Source organism: Kordia sp. E (genome assembly GCF_056033805.1).
Genome location: NZ_JBRASR010000002.1, coordinates 184,213 through 203,105 on the forward strand (window position 1 = coordinate 184,213; position 18,893 = coordinate 203,105).

The following is an 18,893-nucleotide window of genomic DNA, read 5'->3' on the forward strand; positions in this document are numbered from 1 at the left end:
TTTTTTTGTGTTTATACTTTTTGCGCACCTTCTAAAATTCACTTTTTTGGCGTTTAAAAATCATATTTTAAACCTATGATGAAACCGCCGTATTTCTTGTCCCCAAGGTAATTTACGTATGGTGAAAGTTCATATTTAAAAATAAGTCCAACATTTTTATAATTTATCCCTGTACTTAATCCGTAATTGACCTTTTGATCAAAAAAGCTCTTTACTTTATTGTTAAAAAATTCATTATTTGGCGAATAAATCTCATATCCCAAATACGCACCAGCTTCTATACTATAGTCTCCATACTTTTTTTCAATGTTAGAAAATAGGTTTAAACTCAGCTCTCCACTATTGAAACGAATGCTGTCTTTTTTGAAGCGCAAGTTTCTGAACTGTAATCCTGCTCCATAATTAAATGAGAAGTCGTTTTTAAGTTTTCTTTTTACTTCATATGAAATTTCAATAACATACGATTCAAACACTTGGTAATCATTTGGCGTAAAGAATCCGTTGAGTCCAACCATTACATCCATGTTTTTATATAATGGCTCAAGTTTTATTGATTTTTTACGTTTTTTACGTTTCTTCTTCTTCAATACTTCTGGCGAAATTAGTTCCCAAGCATATAATTGTAAACCTTTTGTTTCCGCAGAAATTTCTTCATCTGCCGCTATCTCGATTTCACTTTCAGTGCCCGATTGATCATTTTGCAAGTTTTCATCACCATTATATATAGTATTGTTTTTTGTATCGCTTGCGCTAGAATTTACTTTCGACTCTGCACTTGTGATCCTTCTTTCACTTCCATGTATTGTATTTATAGCTTGATGATTGATTTGTGTTCCATCATCATTTTTCCTTAACGCGTCTTTTTCAGCTTGACTGATATTAGCTGAAATAGAATCTGAATTTGAATCTGAAATCGAAGTCGAAAGCTCATTACCTTCTACATTTAACTTTTTAGTTCCATCAGAATTAGTTGTATTTTCAGATTTTATGTGTTCTGTATTTGTATTGGTTACCGAATTTACATCTATTCCTGAGTCAAAATTGATTGCTTGATAGATTCCAACAGAACTCATTACCACAAACAAAAGCAATAAAAAGAATAGTCTTCGCTTTTTCTTTTTGCGTTGTAGTTTTTCTTGAACAATGTTCCAACCATCACTGGAAGGCATTGCTTCACGACTCGAAAGTTCACTTTTTGCAAGTGAATCTATGTAATCAAAATCTTCCATTGGACTTTTTTGTTGTTAATAATTGTTCTTTTAATAATTGTCGCGCTCTAAATAATCGCGTTTTAGAGGTAGCTTCAGGGATTTTTAGTAATTCTGAGATTTCTTTGTGTGAATATCCTTCTACCGCATATAGATTGAAAACCAATTTGAATTCTACTGGAAGCTGCATTACCAAACGTTGTATTTGCGAAACTTCTTTTACTGGTTTTTGATATGTTTTTTGATGCTCTAGTATGGTATCACTTTGATCTGAGATTAGGAATTTCTTTTTCCGCAGAAATGATAGACTTTCGCGAATCATAATTTTACGAACCCAACCTTCAAAGCTTCCTTCTTGTTTGTATTTTTTGATATTGAAAAAGACTTTTACAAAACCATTGTTCATGACTTCTTCTGCCATGGACCGATCAGAAATAAAGTTAAGACAAGCTCCTAACATTTTGGGAGCGAGCGCTTCGTAAACTGCTTTTTGCACCAGTTCATCATTAGCTCGCAACCCATCAATGTTATGTATTTGTTTCTCAGCTTTTCCCAAAAATGGTTGACCTATTTTAGTGTTTTGTATTTTGATTGCTTTTAACAACTTATCGACTGAATTTCTATTGGAATTAATATAAACTCCGTACTCATAGCATAGTCAAAACGAACATATATAATTTGTACGCTCGATGTATTTTGATACGAACTTAAAGATAACGGATTTGTTTGATTGTTAGCATCTTCTTCAGTTTCATAAAAAGCAACAGTATCATCCATTGTTAATTCATCCAAATCTTTTATTTCAATGATACAAGGTATGTATTCTTCAAATACAAATTCGGAAATTTCAGAACCATCAATATCTTCACATTCTACAAAGACCAATTCTGTACAATAATCTTCTTCGTCACATTCTTGGACAAGCGTAAATACAATATTATCAGTATTTGTAAAAACCATCTCATTATCTGGCAATATTTCTGTTTTCCAATCAAAACTCCAAGCGTCTGCAGTTTCGCTTGGTTCGTCAAATGCAATGTTGATGTGCAATTCATCTTCAATAAAATATACAATTCGAGTTCCTTCAAATAGTTCGCCGTTGTTGTAGAATTTAAAAGTTCCATCTTCTGCAATATCAAATACAGCGTTTTCATACGTATCTACTGTATCATCTTCATGTGTTACAACCCAAACACATTCTTGCAATAGCTGACGACAATTCCCTGCAACTTGTGTTTGTTGTACTAAAACACAATCGTCAATAGCTTGTTTGAGCTCATCTTTATTTTGAATTAAAAACTCTTCTCCATTTTCTAGTTCACTTTGAATTGGAAAACTGATTCCAATACTATTTCCATCTTCAATACCTTCTAGTATAGAACTAAATTGTGCATCGCTTGAAACTACATGCTGCGCAACAACTCCTACAGCATCATTAAATTCTAACATTGTAAATGAATAAATGAATTTGATACAGGTAATTTCCTTATCAGAATCTTCATCTGCCACACGTGATATGAGATCAAATAACTCTGATTCTTTTTCAATTAGATTTACGAGATCAACTGTTCCAATTTCTTCGTTATCATCTAAATCGGAACAAGAAAAAGTAATAATTCCGAGTAGTGCGCAGAGCCCTGTTTTTAAAAATTTTGTTTTCATAGTAAAGTTATTGTTAATATTCTTGTATCCTATAGATGCATGAATTGTGAAAAGGTTTCAAAGAAACATGATAAAAAACTCAATTAAATTGATTTCTCATGTTGACTGCTTCTGTAACCGCCTCTATAACAATAGACGTAAACTTTTAAAAGAAGGTTCCCGAAAAAGTAAAAAGTTTTTAGTTTTTTCCTGTAGGTCTTTTGTATTCGTGTAATTTTTGAATGATTAAATCTGTTTTTTCTTGATATGAATCAACAGGTTTTTCATCATCAAAACCGAAGATAGATTTATAGATAAAGTATAGTGGTAGGTTTATAAACGTCATCGTAAAAATAAATCCGAATCCACAAAGAATGAATCCTAAAATCATAGAAATAAATCCAAAGAATAGTATAAACCCAATAGAAATTCCCCATTTTTCAGTTCCAAGCTTAAAACCAACACTAATAATATCTTTTGCACTCATTTCCGGATTGAAGGCAAGTATTACAATAAAAAAATAGATTGGAACAGCAAGGTATACTAAAGGAATATATGATAAGTACTCAACTGAAGGAACAATGATTGCCACAGATAGCAATGCTACAACTATGAGTTTTGAAAAATATTTTTTCTTTAAGAAGAAATAATAATCATGATAACCATCTCTATTGTGGTCTTTCATTTTACAAACTCTACAAAATGCGGCTGATACGGCAATAAAAATAGCGCCTACAGCAACCGAAAACATACCTCCAAACAAGTATGATAAAATACGAACTCTTTCATCGTTTGAAACGTGAAAATCCATAGTCTCAGAAGTAAGTCCAAAAAACACTAATGAAATCGTGTAGGGAATAAAAAATATAATTCCAGCGACAATACTAAATAATACAATTAGCAAACTACTTAAAAAAGCTTGTCCCCAAACTTTTGAAAATAAAGTTCCCGATTCACTCGCTATATTTTGAAAAGATAAATCATCTGCTTCTTCTATTTTTTCTAATAGTATTTCTTTATTCATAAAATGCATTCGTTTCAATTGCACACAAAAATAATAGAATTATTGTAAGTGTTACAAATTGGGTAGAACAGATCACAAAGTTATTTAACATGTCATTATGTCATATATTTTGAAATAATCCTATCTTTGCATCTTAATTGATAGTAAACTACCGTTCAGATTACAGCATACATGGAGAAGATTATAGACGAAAGTAAACAAGGAGAAAGCATTGTTTTAGACCAAAAACTTGAAAACAAGCGCAAACTTTATATTGAAAGTTACGGTTGCCAAATGAATTTTGCAGATAGTGAAGTTGTTGCTTCTATTCTTGCAAAAGAAGGTTTCAATACTACAAATCGTTTGGAAGAAGCAGATTTGGTATTGGTAAACACATGCTCTATTCGTGACAAAGCCGAACAAACCGTTCGTAAACGTCTTGAAAAATACAATGCCGTAAAACGAATCAATCCAAAAATGAAAGTTGGCGTATTGGGTTGTATGGCAGAACGCTTAAAAAGTAAATTTTTAGAAGAAGAAAAAATTGTAGATATGGTTGTCGGACCTGATGCATACAAAGACTTACCAAATTTACTACAAGAAATTGACGAAGGACGCGATGCAATAAATGTAGTGCTATCTAAAGATGAAACTTACGGCGATATTGCTCCTGTACGATTAAATACAAACGGAATTACTGCACTCGTTTCCATCACAAGAGGTTGCGATAACATGTGTACTTTTTGTGTAGTTCCTTTTACACGTGGACGTGAACGTAGTCGTGATCCACAATCAATTTTAGAGGAAATACAAGATCTTTCAGATAAAAATTTTAAAGAAGTAACCTTACTAGGTCAAAATGTAGATAGCTTTTTATGGTATGGCGGCGGCTTGAAAAAAGATTTTGAAAGAGCTTCTGAAATGCAAAAAGCAACTGCTGTAGATTTTGCAAAGTTATTGGATATGGTAGCAACCAAATTCCCAAAGTTGCGAGTTCGATTCTCTACATCAAATCCGCAAGACATGCATGAAAATGTATTTCATATCATGGCAAAACACAGAAATATTTGTAAACATATACATTTACCTGTACAAAGTGGAAGTAATCGTATTTTAAAAGAAATGAATCGTTTGCATACGCGTGAAGAATATTTTGCGTTAATTGATAAGATTCGTGAAATATTACCAAATTGCGGAATATCACAAGATTTAATTGCTGGTTTTCCAACAGAAACAGAACAAGATCATAAAGACACACTTTCATTAATGGAATATGTAAAGTATGATTTTGGATATATGTTTACGTATTCTGAACGTCCAGGAACAATGGCTGGAAGAAAAATGGACGATGATATTCCAGAAGCAACAAAAAAACAAAGACTTGCAGAAATCATTGAACTGCAACGAAATCATAGTGCTTACAGAACACAATCGCATCTAAATACAGTAAAAGAAGTACTTGTTGAAGGAACTTCTAAAAAATCAGACACACATTGGATGGGAAGAAGTTCTCAAAATACAGTAGTGGTATTTCCAAAAGAACACTATAAACTTGGAGATTTCGTAAATGTAAAAATTCACAATTGCACTTCTGCAACGTTAATCGGAGAAGCAATTGATCATTCAGACAATAATTAAAAAGCACATAACTTTTATTCAATCAACCATCAAAAAATAATATTATGAAAAAAACACTTTTAGTAACCTCAATCATACTAGCATTTTTTTGCTTCTCATGTGATGATGAGCCTATAGATTTTGATGTTGAAGTAACAAATCCTACTACACCAACAGATCCGACGGATCCTACAGATCCAACGGACCCAACTGATCCGACAGACCCAACCGATCCGACTAATCCGACAACAACATTAACGGCTTATTCTTATGACATAAATTCTACATTGCCAATTTTTGGAACTGTTATTACAAATACCGATTTTATCATTGGTCAAGGGCAAATAACAGGCGCAATGATTGAGCTAACTACGTTAGGTATTACATCAAACGGAACAAGTACAATTACCAGAAATACTTCTGGAAACATTACCGAAATAGCAAATAGTTCTGGCGGAACAATTCAGAACACCACCACGTTGACATATACAGGATCAAACATTACGCAACTTGTATTTAACGATTTAGAAGATGCTACTGAAAACTATACGTATACATTTACATATAGTGGAAATACAATTACACGTACAAATGCTGGAGCAAATGAATCAGCAATATTCACATTTGACGCAAGCACAAGTTTATTGACTCAAATGGAGTCTTTAAGCGGCGGAACAACTACACAAACAGAAACTCTTTCGTATGCAAGCGGGAATTGTACAGGCTCTATTGTTACTGGTGCAAACCCTGCAACAAATTCATACGAACATGATGGCTTTGTAAATCCTTTAAAAACTGTATTTAACGATCAATACTTATTGAGCATTTTAGATCATGACAATGAAGATGAAATAGGAAGTAACTTAACTCATTTTTACAGTACCAATAACTGGACACGTATTGAATCGACTGGAGGTACATTTGATTTCACAATTACATACAATGCAGATAACAACATTACAAGTAGAAGTGGAAACTTTGATTTAGGAGATGGCATTACCATTATGCAATCAGAAATGTTCCAATACTAATAGTAAGATATCAGTATCAAAAAAAACATGTTTAACTCATAAAAATAGTCTAATGAAAAAAACCTTTTTACTGACAACAATTATTTTGGCATTTTTATGTTTCTCATGTGATAATGAACCTGTTGATTTTGAAATTGTAGTAGAAACTCCTATTGACGGAAACCCGACGGATCCTACAGATCCAACGGATCCCAATCCTACAGACCCGACGGATCCTGACCCAGGAAATAGCAATCAACTATCTAACTATAGTTATTTAAAAGAATTTACAGCTACTGGAAGTGATACATCATTTGATACAGATTTCAATATTAATAATCAAAATCAGTTCACCTCGCAAGACACAAGTCTTATGCTTTTTGGAACAACCATAAATGCTAATGCTGCTGTCATAAGAGATCAAAACACCAGAGTTATAGGCGTAATTACTAGAGTTGACGGAATTATCATCAACAGAGCATCAGTAACTTATAATATTGGGAAAATTGCAGAGATTGCATATGAAGATCTACAAGATGCTTCTGAAGATTACACATTCTCCTTTATACATTTAAACAATGAAGTAACGCGTACAAAAGAAGGAACTATTTACAGTACGAAATTTACATTTAGTAGCACTAGCAGTAGACTCATCAAAAGAGAAACGATGGAAAATGGTACTATTGTTAAAACCGAAGATATTACCTACGATACTAATGGAAATCTAACTATGTCAGTAATTACAGGACAAAATCCAAATACGTACACATACACACATGACAGTAATGTAAATCCGTTAAGTTTGACTATGAATGATTTATATAGTTTCTCAATATTTTATGATGAATATGACGATCAATACGAACATTGGCAAGCTATGGTGTACAGTAATAACAATGTAACTGCTGTAACAACTTCGCAAGGAGCTTCAAACTTGGACATTCAGTACGATACAAGTAACAGAATAACAAGCAGAACTGGAACCATATTCTCATCATTGCCAAATATTTCAAATGATGTAACCATTACCATAAGTGAAAACTTTCAATACATAAATTAAAAACAACGCACAAAAAACATGGAATCCATACAAGCTATAAAACAACGTTTTGGAATCATCGGAAATGATGCTGGACTGAATCGTGCTATTGAAAAAGCGATTCAGGTAGCGCCAACAGATATTTCAGTACTTGTAACTGGTGAAAGTGGTGTTGGAAAAGAAAGTATTCCAAAAATCATTCATTCACTATCACATAGAAAACACGGAAAATACATTGCGGTAAACTGTGGAGCAATTCCTGAAGGAACTATTGACAGTGAACTATTTGGCCACGAAAAAGGAGCATTTACTGGTGCAACACAAACTAGAAATGGTTATTTTGAAGTTGCTGATAACGGAACTATTTTCTTAGATGAAGTTGGTGAATTACCATTAACAACACAAGTTAGACTGTTACGTGTACTTGAAAATGGAGAGTTCATAAAAGTAGGTTCATCTAAAGTGCAAAAGACGAACGTTCGTATTGTTGCCGCTACAAACGTAAACATGTTTGAAGCCATAAAAAAAGGAAAATTCAGAGAAGATTTATACTATCGTTTAAGTACGGTTGAAATATTACTTCCGCCTTTGCGAGCGCGAAAAGAAGACATTCATTTGTTATTCAGAAAATTTGCTTCCGACTTTGCAATGAAGTATAAAATGCCTTCTATTCGTTTGGATGAAAATGCTACTGAAATGTTGACAAAATATCGCTGGAGCGGAAATATTCGTCAATTACGAAACGTAGCAGAACAAATTTCTGTTCTAGAAGAAAACAGAGCAATCACTGCCGAAATACTACATCAATATTTACCAAATACTACAGGAAATTTACCTGCTGTTATAGAAACGTCTAAAAGCGAAAGTGACTTTAGTTCGGAACGTGAAATATTGTACAAGGTACTTTTTGATATGAAGAGTGATTTAAATGACTTAAAAAAGCTCACCATGGAACTCATGCAAAATGGAGCTTCGCAAAAAGTACAGGAAGACAATGAAAGCTTAATCGAAAAAATATATGGTAATGAAAATGAGGAAGTTTTTCACCAAGAAGAAGAAAGCGTAAAATTATTACCAGTTTCGCCTGAAGTTACCGTTGTTCAAGAAGCAGATAAATATCATTTTGCAGAAGAAATTGAAGAAGAAGAAACACTTTCACTTCATGACAAAGAACTTGAGTTAATCAAAAAAGCATTAGAACGCAACAAAGGAAAACGTAAAGCCGCAGCTAGTGAGCTTGGTATTTCTGAACGTACTCTATACAGAAAAATCAAACAATTCGATTTATAATTATATACAATAAAACCGATGAAACCTATAAAAATATATACTACCTCTATTATTATATTACTCCTGTTTACAAACTGTAAATTTTACAACTTTACAGGAACTGGAGATTTAAATGCTTCAACATATCAAGTAAGCTTTTTTCAAAATAACGCTCCTATTATTGAACCTGGATTGGATAGAGATTTTACAAATGCTTTGCAAGATCTAATTCAAAATCAAACGAGTCTTACTTTAGTTAGATCGAATGCAGACTTAATATACGAAGGTGAAATTGTAGAATATAGAGTTTCACCAATGAGTGCAACTGCTAACAATACTGCAGCTCAAAACCGTTTAACAATTAGTGTTCAAGTGCGTTTTACACACAACAACAGACCAGACGACGACTTTGACCAACGTTTCTCATTTTTCTTTGATTATCCAGCAACTTCGCAATTATCAGCTGTAAAAAGCACCGCTTTTGACGAGATATTTGAACGTTTAACACAAGATATTTTCAACGCAAGTTTAGCAAATTGGTAAGCACATGAATATCTCTGATTTTACATACATATTAAAAAATCCTGCGTATATCAATGCTTCGCAAACGAAAGCTATAGCTGACATTACGAAAGAGTTTCCATACTTTCAAGCTGCACGTATTGTACACTTAAAAGGATTAAAAAATCAAGATAGTTTTAAGTATAATCAAAATCTAAAAACGGCAGCAGCATACACTACAGATCGCAGTATTCTATTCGATTTCATTACCTCTGAAATATTTGAACAACACCAAATATCAAGTATTATTAAAGAAGCACAAAGTAATCCAGATGCTGTTAACATTAATGAAATTTCGATTGAAGTTGAAGAAGTAAAAATTGATAAAAATCTTCGTATGGAAGATGCTATCAAGACAAAAATACAAGAGGCAAACGCCATTCTTGATCCAGATTTATTTCAACCTAAAGTTGATCTAACTTCAGTTATAGAAACAATTTCTAGTACAGATAAAAAAGAAAATAGTAGTATTGAAGAAGAAGTAATTTTAGAAGAAACTTCCTCCGAGAAATCACCTGAAGAGACACTACAACTAGGCAAACCATTATCTTTTGAGAAAAAAGAAAAACACTCTTTCTCAGAATGGCTACAACTCGCAAGTTTCAAGCCTATTGATCGTAGTAACGAAACAGAAATTGTTGAAAAAGAAGTAGAAACAGAAACGCAGCACGCAGAAACTGAGTCAAACTCTACTGTAGCAGAAACCGAAAAAGACAAAAGATTTGATCTTATAGATAAGTTTATAGCAACAAATCCAAAAATAAAACCGAAGCCAACACTTGAAAAAACAACAAACTTAGCAAGCTCTTCAACCGTTGATCAGTCTATCCTCATGACGGAAACGCTAGCCAAAGTTTACCTAGAACAAAAGAAATATAAAAAAGCAATTAAAGCTTATAATATTTTAATTTTGAAATATCCAGAAAAAAGTGGTTTCTTTGCAGACCAAATTCGAGCAATAAAAAAATTACAACAAAATAATTAGTACAAAATGAGTTCAACTTATTACATATTTATAATCTTAATCCTTATCGTAGCATTTTTATTAATGTTAGTAATAATGGTACAAAATCCAAAAGGTGGAGGATTATCTTCTTCTTTCGGAGGTGGTGGAAGTCAACAAATTGGTGGTGTTCAAAAAACAACCGATTTCCTTGATAAAAGTACATGGGCTTTAGCTACAATTTTAATTGGTTTAATTTTAGTAACAAACTTCACCAACTTAAGCAGTGCAAATAGCAAGTCTAAAGTTGCAGGTGACAATGTTCCAACAACAGAACAAACTACGCCACCAGCAGACACAAACACTAATACAACAGACGGAACAAAGACTGACGGACAGTAATTTTTCCATCTCAACATATAAAAAAATGCCAGCTTGTCAGAAGCTGGCATTTTTTGTTTCAATTTGTCAGTATTCGTACAATGGCATAGTTTCTGACTATTTCCTACACGTAAAAAATAACATAATTAATCAAATAAAATAATTAACAAAATGAGCAAAGTCAACATCAAACCACTAGCGGATAGAGTTTTGATTGCCCCATTGCCAGCAGCAACAAAAACTGCTTCAGGGCTTTACATTCCAGATTCAGCACAAGAAAAGCAACAACGTGGAACTGTTGTCGCAGTTGGATCAGGTAAAAAAGACGAGCCTATGACGGTAAAAGTTGGTGATACAGTTCTTTATGGAAAGTTTTCTGGATCTGAAATCAAGTTCGATGGAACTGATTACATCATCATGAGAGAAGAAGACATTTTAGCAATTATTTAATTTTAATACGAAAGAACATGGCAAAAGATATAAAATTTGATATTGAAGCACGCGACGGACTAAAACGTGGTGTGGATGCATTAGCAAATGCAGTAAAAGTAACATTAGGACCAAAAGGAAGAAACGTAATTATTAGTAAATCATTTGGTGCGCCATCAGTAACAAAAGACGGTGTTACAGTTGCAAAAGAAATTGAATTAGAGAATCCATTAGAAAACATGGGAGCTCAAATGGTAAAAGAAGTTGCTTCTAGAACGAATGACTTAGCAGGAGATGGAACAACAACTGCAACAGTTTTAGCACAAGCAATCGTAAAAGAAGGTTTGAAGAATGTTGCAGCTGGCGCAAATCCAATGGATTTAAAAAGAGGAATTGACAAAGCAGTTATCGCTATTGTTGATGACTTAAACAAGCAAGCTAAAAAAGTTGGTGATTCTTCTGAAAAAATAAAACAAATTGCATCTATTTCTGCAAATAATGATGAAGTTGTTGGTGATTTAATTGCCAAAGCATTCGGAAAAGTTGGAAAAGAAGGTGTAATAACTGTTGAAGAAGCTAAAGGAACAGAAACATACGTTGACGTTGTAGAAGGAATGCAGTTTGACAGAGGATTTTTATCTCCATATTTTGTAACGAACTCTGAAAAGATGGAAGCAGAATTGGAAAGTCCTTATATCTTATTATTTGATAAGAAAATTTCTTCAATGAAAGACTTAATGCCAGTTTTAGAACCCGTAGCACAAACTGGAAAGCCATTATTAATTATTGCTGAAGATGTTGATGGTGAAGCATTGGCTACGTTAGTAGTAAACAAATTAAGAGGAGCTTTAAAAATTGCTGCTGTAAAGGCACCAGGGTTTGGTGACCGTAGAAAAGCAATGTTAGAAGATATCGCAATCTTAACTGGCGGAACTGTAATTTCTGAAGAAAGAGGTTTTACGTTAGAAAACGCGACAATCGATATGCTAGGAACTGCTGAAAAAATCACGATTGATAAAGACAACTCAACAGTTGTAAATGGTGCTGGAGATGCAGATATGATTAAAGCACGTGTTGGACAAATAAAAGCACAAATAGAGTCTACAACTTCTGATTACGACAAAGAAAAACTACAAGAACGCTTAGCTAAATTAGCTGGTGGAGTTGCAGTTTTATATGTTGGAGCAGCTTCTGAAGTAGAAATGAAGGAGAAAAAAGACAGAGTTGATGATGCATTACACGCTACAAGAGCAGCCGTTGAAGAAGGAATTGTTGCTGGTGGTGGAGTTGCTTTAGTAAGAGCTAAAGGTGTATTAGAAAAAATCACTACGAATAACTTAGATGAAGTAACTGGAATCAAAATTATTGCACGTGCAATTGAAGAGCCATTACGTACAATTGTTTCTAACGCTGGTGGCGAAGGAAGTGTTGTTGTTTCTAAAGTAATGGAAGGTAAAAAAGACTTCGGATACAATGCAAAAACAGATGAATATGTAGATATGTTGAAAGCTGGAATCATCGATCCTAAAAAAGTAACGCGTATCGCATTAGAAAATGCTGCGTCTGTTTCAGGAATGATCTTAACAACAGAATGTGCATTAATCGACATTAAAGAAGAAGCTCCTGCAGGAGGCGGAATGCCACCAATGGGCGGAGGAATGCCTGGAATGATGTAAGAATCTTTCACAAATACAATATAGATTTTAAAACTCCGGAAGTAAATTTTCGGAGTTTTTTCATACACTATTATCATAACTTGGTATCTTTTTTGATGCACTATTAGTACATTAAAACCAATTACTATGATTAAAAACTACATTTTTCTATCCCTATTTTTATTGTCTTCTCTTGGCTTATTTGGTCAAAAAAATCAAAAAATTGAAGATAATTATACTACTTATTTTAATCTTCCTAGAGAAACATTACACCTTCATTTAAACAAAACCACCTATGTTTCTGGAGAAGAAATTTGGTTTAAAGGCTATGCCTATGACCAAAAAAATCAATTAACGTCAAAAGCAACTACAAATTTCAATATTGGGCTGTATGATGCTACTGGAAAACAAGTTAAAAAAGCATTATTTAAAGGTGAAAATGGCGCTGCAAAAGGAAATTTTTTAATTGACTCTACATTTGTTTCTGGAATCTACTACGTAAAAGCATCCACTAATTGGATGAAAAACTTCAATGATGATGGTGCATACATTCAAAAAATTGAGGTATACGCAGATGAGAATACCAATAAAGATGTAAGTCAAAAAATTGATACAAGCAATACTGAAAAATTAGTTACTATTGAAGAAACTACACAAAACTCATATGATTTTCAGTTTTTACCAGAAGGTGGACATATTGTTTCAAACACTAAAAATAACATTGGTTTCAAAGTCACAAACGCTAATGGAAAAGGTGTTAAAGCTTCAGGAAGTATATACAATGAAAAAAATGAAGAAATCACGAAGTTTGAAAGTAATGCGTTAGGCATTGGGAAGTTTCTATTTCAACCTAAATCCAATCAAAAATATACTTCAAAAATTACGATTGATTCAAGAGAAACGATTACGCAAGAGTTGCCAATGATAAAAAATCAAGGGATTTCTGTGATCATTAATAATTTATTTCCAGAAAAAGTAATTGTAAAATTAAACACAAATGCAAAAACTTTAAAGAAGATAGAGAGTTCAAATTACAAATTATTGATTCATCAAAGTGGCAAACTAAAAACAATCAATTTCACGTTTGACGAAGGAACTTCAAAAACAATTAGCATTCCTAAAACAGATATATTTAAAGGAGTAAATATCATTACATTATTTGATGAAAATGAACAACCTATATTAGAACGTTTGTTTTTTAACGCACTCGCAATTAAAAAAACTGATATTGCAATATCGGCTTTAAACACAATTAACGACACTATATTACTTTCTGCAAAACAATTCAATACAAATACAGAGACAAATATTAGCATTTCTATCTTGCCAGAAGAAACCGAAAGTTATCGTCCTGATCACAGTATTATCTCAAGTTTTTTCTTAAAACCGTATCTAAAAGGAACTATAGAAAATCCATCATATTACTTCACAAAACTAGATCGCAAACGACAGTACGAGCTTGATGTTTTACTACTTACACAAGGTTGGAGCAAATACAGTTGGAATGATATCTTTAAAAGTCATCCACAAAACAATCATGCTTTTGAAAATGGAATTACCATACGAGGAAAGGTAAATTTACCAGCTTCGGGCGTTGACAAACTGTTTGTATACGCTACTAAAAATCATCCTGCACAGTTTATTGACTTAAAAAAAGATCAATCATTTATCATTAAAAACTTATACTTAGAAGAAGAAGAATCAATTCGTTTTTCATACTTAAATAAAAAAGGTGCTTTTAAAAAACCTTCTATGTATGTTGCTTTCAATATAACGAACAATCAAGAATCAATTGTTGGTTTAGAAAATGAAATCCCAACCAAACTAAACACTACTAATTTTAGCATTTTAGAAGATTTCCTTGCGCCTGACTCTGAACAACTTAATGCGATCGTTATTGAAGCCAAAAAAGAAAAAGAAGATGAGGACAAACCAATTGTGCTTTTTGGAAAATATCAAAAAGTAACGATAGATACTTACACTCGATACCCATTTGTAACAGATTACATAGAAAGTAATGGATATAGAGTTATTGAGAGTTTTGGAGGCTTAACTATTCTAACACGAAATCCTTTTAGCACTGGTGCCGCTTCACCTTTGATTGTATTTGATGGTGTTCCGTTAAGTAATGCAGATATTTTATATAAATTCTCGATGGCAAACGTAGAAAAAATTATCATCGACAAACTTGGCTCTGAATTTGGATCACGCGGCGCAGGCGGTGTAATCAAAATTTATTCAAGAATAACTCCACTTATTGATGAAGCAGACTACGAAACGCAACTATTTAGCGAAAACACAGCTCCGCATGCTTTTAATACAGCCAAAGAATTTTACACACCTAAATACAATAGTTATTCTAGTAATTTATTTAAGAAATATGGTGTAATCTCATGGATTCCTGAAATAAATTTAACAAAAGATGAAGTGAGTGTATTTAAAATTCCAGATACAAAAACAAAATTTATCACGTTATATATTGAAGGTGTCACCAAAGAAGGATACTTAATTTCCCAGAAAAAAACTATCGGTTTTAGTACGCCTCATCTAAAAAAATAGACATTATAAAAAGTTCCTTATAATTTTCAAAACTCCAAAAAATACTTTTGGAGTTTTTGTTTTATTTAACACTTTCATAATTTTTTTATGGTATTTTTAATACCAAAAATTAAAACCGATCATTTTAGTATGAAACGCTTATTACCACTACTACCCATTTTTATGTTACTATTTTCATTTGCTATGTTTTCCCAAACGGAAACCAAAGCCGAAAATAAGTATACAGAATACTTCAAATTACCACGTGAAACAATATTTCTCCACCTTAATAAAACGACGTATTTATCTGGCGAAGAAATTTGGTTTAAAGGCTATGCATATGACCAAAAAAATCAATTAACGTCAAAAGCATCTACAAATTTCAATGTTGGGATTTATGACGCCAATGGAAAACAAGTTAAAAAAGCATTATTTAAAGGTGAAAATGGCTTCACTAAAGGAAACTTATTAATTGATTCTACTTTTGTTTCTGGAACATACTATGTTAAAGCAGCTACCAATTGGATGAAAAACTTCAATGATGATGGCGCTTACATTCAAAAAATTGAAATCTTTGGAAGTAAAATTATAGGTAATACTGAGGACGCAATTACTGAAAACACTCATGATTTTCAATTTTTACCAGAAGGTGGACATATTGTTGCAAATACAAAAAATACGATTGGATTTAAGGTCACCGATGTCAATGGAAAAGGTGTTGCTGCTACAGGAAGTATTTTTAACGCAGCGAATGAAGAAGTCACAAAATTTAAAAGTAACTCGTTAGGACTTGGGAAATTTTTATTTCAACCAGAAGCCAATCAAAAGTACACTTCAAAAATTACACTAGCTTCTGGCGGAACAATTGAACAAGCACTTCCAACGATTAAAAATCAAGGAATCACGATTATCATGAATAATCTTTTTCCTGATAGAGCAATCATTACACTAAATACGAATGCTAAAACATTGGAACGATTTAGTAGCTCGAAATACAAATTACTAATTCACCAAAGTGGAAAACTTAAAACAGTGAATTTCACATTTGATGAAGGAATGGCAAAAACAATCACAATTCCAAAAAAAGAATTGTTCAAAGGAATTAATACCATTACATTATTTAATGAAAATGAAGAACCAATTTTAGAACGCTTATTTTTCAATGCTTCCGAAATGAAAGAAGCTTCAGTTACTGTATCTAAATTGAATACTATAAACGATTCTATCATTTTATCTGTAAAAGAATTAAATCTAGATGCAGACGCAAACATTAGTATTTCTATGTTGCCAGAAGAAACGGAAAGTTATGCGCCAAATAATACTATTATTTCAAGTTTTTTATTAAAACCGTACGTAAAAGGAATCATTGAAAATCCTGAATATTATTTTACAAAGTTCGATAGAAAACGTGCATATGAATTAGATATTTTATTGCTTACACAAGGTTGGAGTAAATACAATTGGAATGCAATTTTTAGCAACCCACCAAAACAAAGACATCAATTTGAAAGCGGAATTACAATCAAAGGAAAAGTAAACTCTCCAAACTCTGGCATTGATCGATTATTTTTATATGCTACTAAAAATCATCAAGCACAATTTATCACTCTTGGCGATGATCAGTCGTTTATACTTCGAAATTTCTTTTTAGAAAAAGACGAAAAAATTCGTTTCTCTTATCAAGATAAACGTGGTATTTTCAAAAAACCAGGCATGTATATTTCATTTAGCATCACTAATATTGAAGACATTGTTAATACTACTATTGAAGATGCAAAAACGCTAGACACAAAGTTTGTAATGCCAAATCTTGACCTTTCAAAAGACTTTTTCTATGAAGATTCTGTAGAGTTAGATGAAATTGTATTGGAAGCAAAAAAGAAAGAAAAAGAAAAAGATCCTATCGCTATAAATGGAAAGTTTAAAAAAGTAGATGTAGAAACCTATGCACAGTATCCTTTTGTTTCAGATTACATTCAAAATAATGGATACCGTGTTTTTGAGCGTGATGGAAATGTAACTATTACAACTCGAAATAGATTGAGTATTCAAGGATCAACATCACCTTTGGTATTTTTTGATGATGTCCCACTGACTAATTTTAATATTTTATACAGTTATTCTATGGGAAATGTTGAGAAAATTTTAATAGACAAAAGTGGATTTGGTTACGGACTTCGTAGTGCAGGTGGTGTTATTAAAATTTACACGCGTACCACAGCATTATATAAAGATGAAGGAGAAAGTGCTTCAATTTCAAATGCGAGTGTAGCACCTTTCGCATTTTCAACAACAAAAGAATATTATGCTCCAAAATACGCTAGTTACACTGGAAGTACATTCAAAAAATATGGTGTTGTTTCATGGATTCCTGAAATTATGCTAACTAAAAACGAAACAGCAACATTCAAAATTTTCAATACACGTACAAAGTATGTTACGCTATTTATAGAAGGAATTACAAAAGATGGAAATCCAATTTCTCAGAAGCAAACAATTGATCTAAGAAATTAAGAACTATACTTCTTCATTTTTAATTTTACGCTGATAATAAAAAGCAGGTAATAGAATTAACACAAAAAGTGGTTGAATTAAAAAGCGACGTACGTAAAAAGTTAATAAGTAATCGTCTGCTAAATTGTGTTGAATAAAATAAAAATACAACGCAATCAAAATTACAAAAGCAACTGCGTACAATCCAGCGCATAACTTAAGCACATGTTTATTTTGAAACGCTACATATATAATTCCTAATGAAATAATCATATTGAGCGCATATCGAAATACATGATTTACAAAAAGTAGCCACGCATTATACTCAGGAATATTTGCTTGTAAATAGTCATCCTTGAAGAAATTCAAAAATGGATCGTAAAAAAGTTGGTTTTCAAAAGCTCTTATCAGAACTAAAATTCCGAAAAGCAACCCTGCAATGCTATATTTCCAAATCTTTTTCATCTACTTTTTCGAAAATTTCTTTACCCAAAACATCCACAACAAAAATACCATTCCGTAAATAATTGTTGGAAAAACAATATGATGTAATATATTTTCATACTCTGGAAAACGGTATAATCCAATTCCTAATATAACAATTCGCAATAGATTTGCGGTATACACACAAACACTTCCGATAAGTGTAAACAACAGTGTATTCTTAAAACTTCCTGTAAAGGCAATCACAAATGTGATAAATAAAATAAGTACACTAATAGAATTACAACCTTCTACAATTCGTCCTACATATGTATCATTGACAAGCAATTTCATAGTAGGTTCTGTTTCATGCTGTGTTACATTAGCATTGTACCCAAATATATCAATAATAGACGCTGTTTGATCAGCAACAACACATGTAATTCCATCAGGTTCACCATCAAAATTTGACAAATACAAACTGTATACAAACGTTAAAACGATGTATACAATGAAGAATTTTATAATAAATCCTAATGCTGATTTATATCGAAGAATACTTTCTAACACAATTCTAATTAAAGTTCGAACTCCTACAAACTTACTGCAAAAGCTATTGAAAATCTCACAAATTCAATAAATTTTGTTCGATTCGTTTTTCAAACAACTTTATTCAAGGATTG

Annotated in this window: 17 protein-coding genes; 11 read left to right on the forward strand and 6 right to left on the reverse strand. The window is 32.4% G+C overall.

The features are described from left to right. Positions 1-53 precede the first annotated feature (53 nt). The 4 genes from ACUUYC_RS03635 to ACUUYC_RS03650 all read right to left on the reverse strand — a co-directional run bounded on the left by ACUUYC_RS03635 (position 54) and on the right by ACUUYC_RS03650 (position 3,873). Positions 54-1,229: a hypothetical protein gene (locus tag ACUUYC_RS03635; RefSeq protein WP_474263947.1), complete on the reverse strand. Its 1,176-nt coding sequence runs from the start codon at positions 1,227-1,229 to the stop codon at positions 54-56. After that, complete coding sequence (locus ACUUYC_RS03640; protein WP_474263949.1) at positions 1,216-1,812, reverse strand: RNA polymerase sigma factor; 597 nt, start codon at positions 1,810-1,812, stop codon at positions 1,216-1,218. The genes ACUUYC_RS03635 and ACUUYC_RS03640 overlap by 14 nt, the downstream gene beginning before the upstream one ends. Next, on the reverse strand, positions 1,806-2,870 hold the full coding sequence (locus tag ACUUYC_RS03645; RefSeq protein WP_474263951.1) for a hypothetical protein: 1,065 nt from the start codon (positions 2,868-2,870) through the stop codon (positions 1,806-1,808). Before ACUUYC_RS03645 ends, ACUUYC_RS03640 begins: the two co-directional genes overlap by 7 nt. A 178-nt stretch (positions 2,871-3,048) precedes the next feature. Continuing rightward, positions 3,049-3,873, reverse strand: coding sequence for a hypothetical protein (locus tag ACUUYC_RS03650; protein WP_474263953.1), 825 nt, complete (start codon positions 3,871-3,873; stop codon positions 3,049-3,051). Between the two features lie 171 nt (positions 3,874-4,044). Between ACUUYC_RS03650 and miaB the strand changes: the two genes are divergently transcribed. The 11 genes from miaB (at position 4,045) to ACUUYC_RS03705 (ending at position 17,808) form a co-directional block, all read left to right on the forward strand. Continuing rightward, entirely contained in the window at positions 4,045-5,490 is a 1,446-nt protein-coding gene (miaB, locus tag ACUUYC_RS03655) for a tRNA (N6-isopentenyl adenosine(37)-C2)-methylthiotransferase MiaB (protein WP_474263956.1), read from the forward strand. Between the two features lie 44 nt (positions 5,491-5,534). Then, entirely contained in the window at positions 5,535-6,500 is a 966-nt protein-coding gene (locus ACUUYC_RS03660; protein ID WP_474263958.1) for a hypothetical protein, read from the forward strand. A gap of 52 nt (positions 6,501-6,552) precedes the next feature. Then, positions 6,553-7,539, forward strand: a complete 987-nt coding sequence (locus tag ACUUYC_RS03665) for a hypothetical protein (RefSeq protein WP_474263960.1) — start codon at positions 6,553-6,555, stop codon at positions 7,537-7,539. An 18-nt stretch (positions 7,540-7,557) separates the two neighbouring features. After that, positions 7,558-8,808: a sigma-54 interaction domain-containing protein gene (locus ACUUYC_RS03670; protein WP_474263962.1), complete on the forward strand. Its 1,251-nt coding sequence runs from the start codon at positions 7,558-7,560 to the stop codon at positions 8,806-8,808. An 18-nt stretch (positions 8,809-8,826) separates the two neighbouring features. Then, the gene (locus tag ACUUYC_RS03675) at positions 8,827-9,330 is read left to right on the forward strand and encodes an LptE family protein (protein WP_474263965.1); all 504 of its coding nucleotides are present in this window, start codon (positions 8,827-8,829) and stop codon (positions 9,328-9,330) included. A gap of 4 nt (positions 9,331-9,334) precedes the next feature. After that, the gene (locus ACUUYC_RS03680; protein ID WP_474263967.1) at positions 9,335-10,333 is read left to right on the forward strand and encodes a hypothetical protein; all 999 of its coding nucleotides are present in this window, start codon (positions 9,335-9,337) and stop codon (positions 10,331-10,333) included. A 6-nt stretch (positions 10,334-10,339) separates the two neighbouring features. After that, positions 10,340-10,693 carry a preprotein translocase subunit SecG gene (gene secG, locus ACUUYC_RS03685; protein ID WP_474263969.1) on the forward strand — a complete coding sequence of 118 codons (354 nt, stop codon included), beginning with the start codon at positions 10,340-10,342 and terminating at the stop codon, positions 10,691-10,693. 150 nt (positions 10,694-10,843) lie between these two features. Next, complete coding sequence (locus ACUUYC_RS03690) at positions 10,844-11,122, forward strand: co-chaperone GroES (RefSeq protein ID WP_474263971.1); 279 nt, start codon at positions 10,844-10,846, stop codon at positions 11,120-11,122. A gap of 17 nt (positions 11,123-11,139) precedes the next feature. Further along, a complete protein-coding gene (groL, locus tag ACUUYC_RS03695; RefSeq protein ID WP_474263973.1) occupies positions 11,140-12,777 on the forward strand; it encodes a chaperonin GroEL in 1,638 nt (545 codons plus the stop codon). A 126-nt stretch (positions 12,778-12,903) separates the two neighbouring features. After that, positions 12,904-15,315: a hypothetical protein gene (locus ACUUYC_RS03700; protein ID WP_474263976.1), complete on the forward strand. Its 2,412-nt coding sequence runs from the start codon at positions 12,904-12,906 to the stop codon at positions 15,313-15,315. 129 nt (positions 15,316-15,444) lie between these two features. Further along, positions 15,445-17,808, forward strand: a complete 2,364-nt coding sequence (locus ACUUYC_RS03705) for a hypothetical protein (RefSeq protein WP_474263978.1) — start codon at positions 15,445-15,447, stop codon at positions 17,806-17,808. Positions 17,809-17,811: 3 nt separating this feature from the next. Here the strand turns inward: ACUUYC_RS03705 and ACUUYC_RS03710 are convergent, their stop codons facing one another. Both ACUUYC_RS03710 and xrtF read right to left on the reverse strand, forming a co-directional pair. After that, entirely contained in the window at positions 17,812-18,252 is a 441-nt protein-coding gene (locus tag ACUUYC_RS03710) for an exosortase F system-associated membrane protein (protein WP_474263980.1), read from the reverse strand. Then, the gene (gene xrtF, locus ACUUYC_RS03715) at positions 18,253-18,780 is read right to left on the reverse strand and encodes an exosortase family protein XrtF (protein WP_474263982.1); all 528 of its coding nucleotides are present in this window, start codon (positions 18,778-18,780) and stop codon (positions 18,253-18,255) included. Positions 18,781-18,893 lie beyond the last annotated feature (113 nt).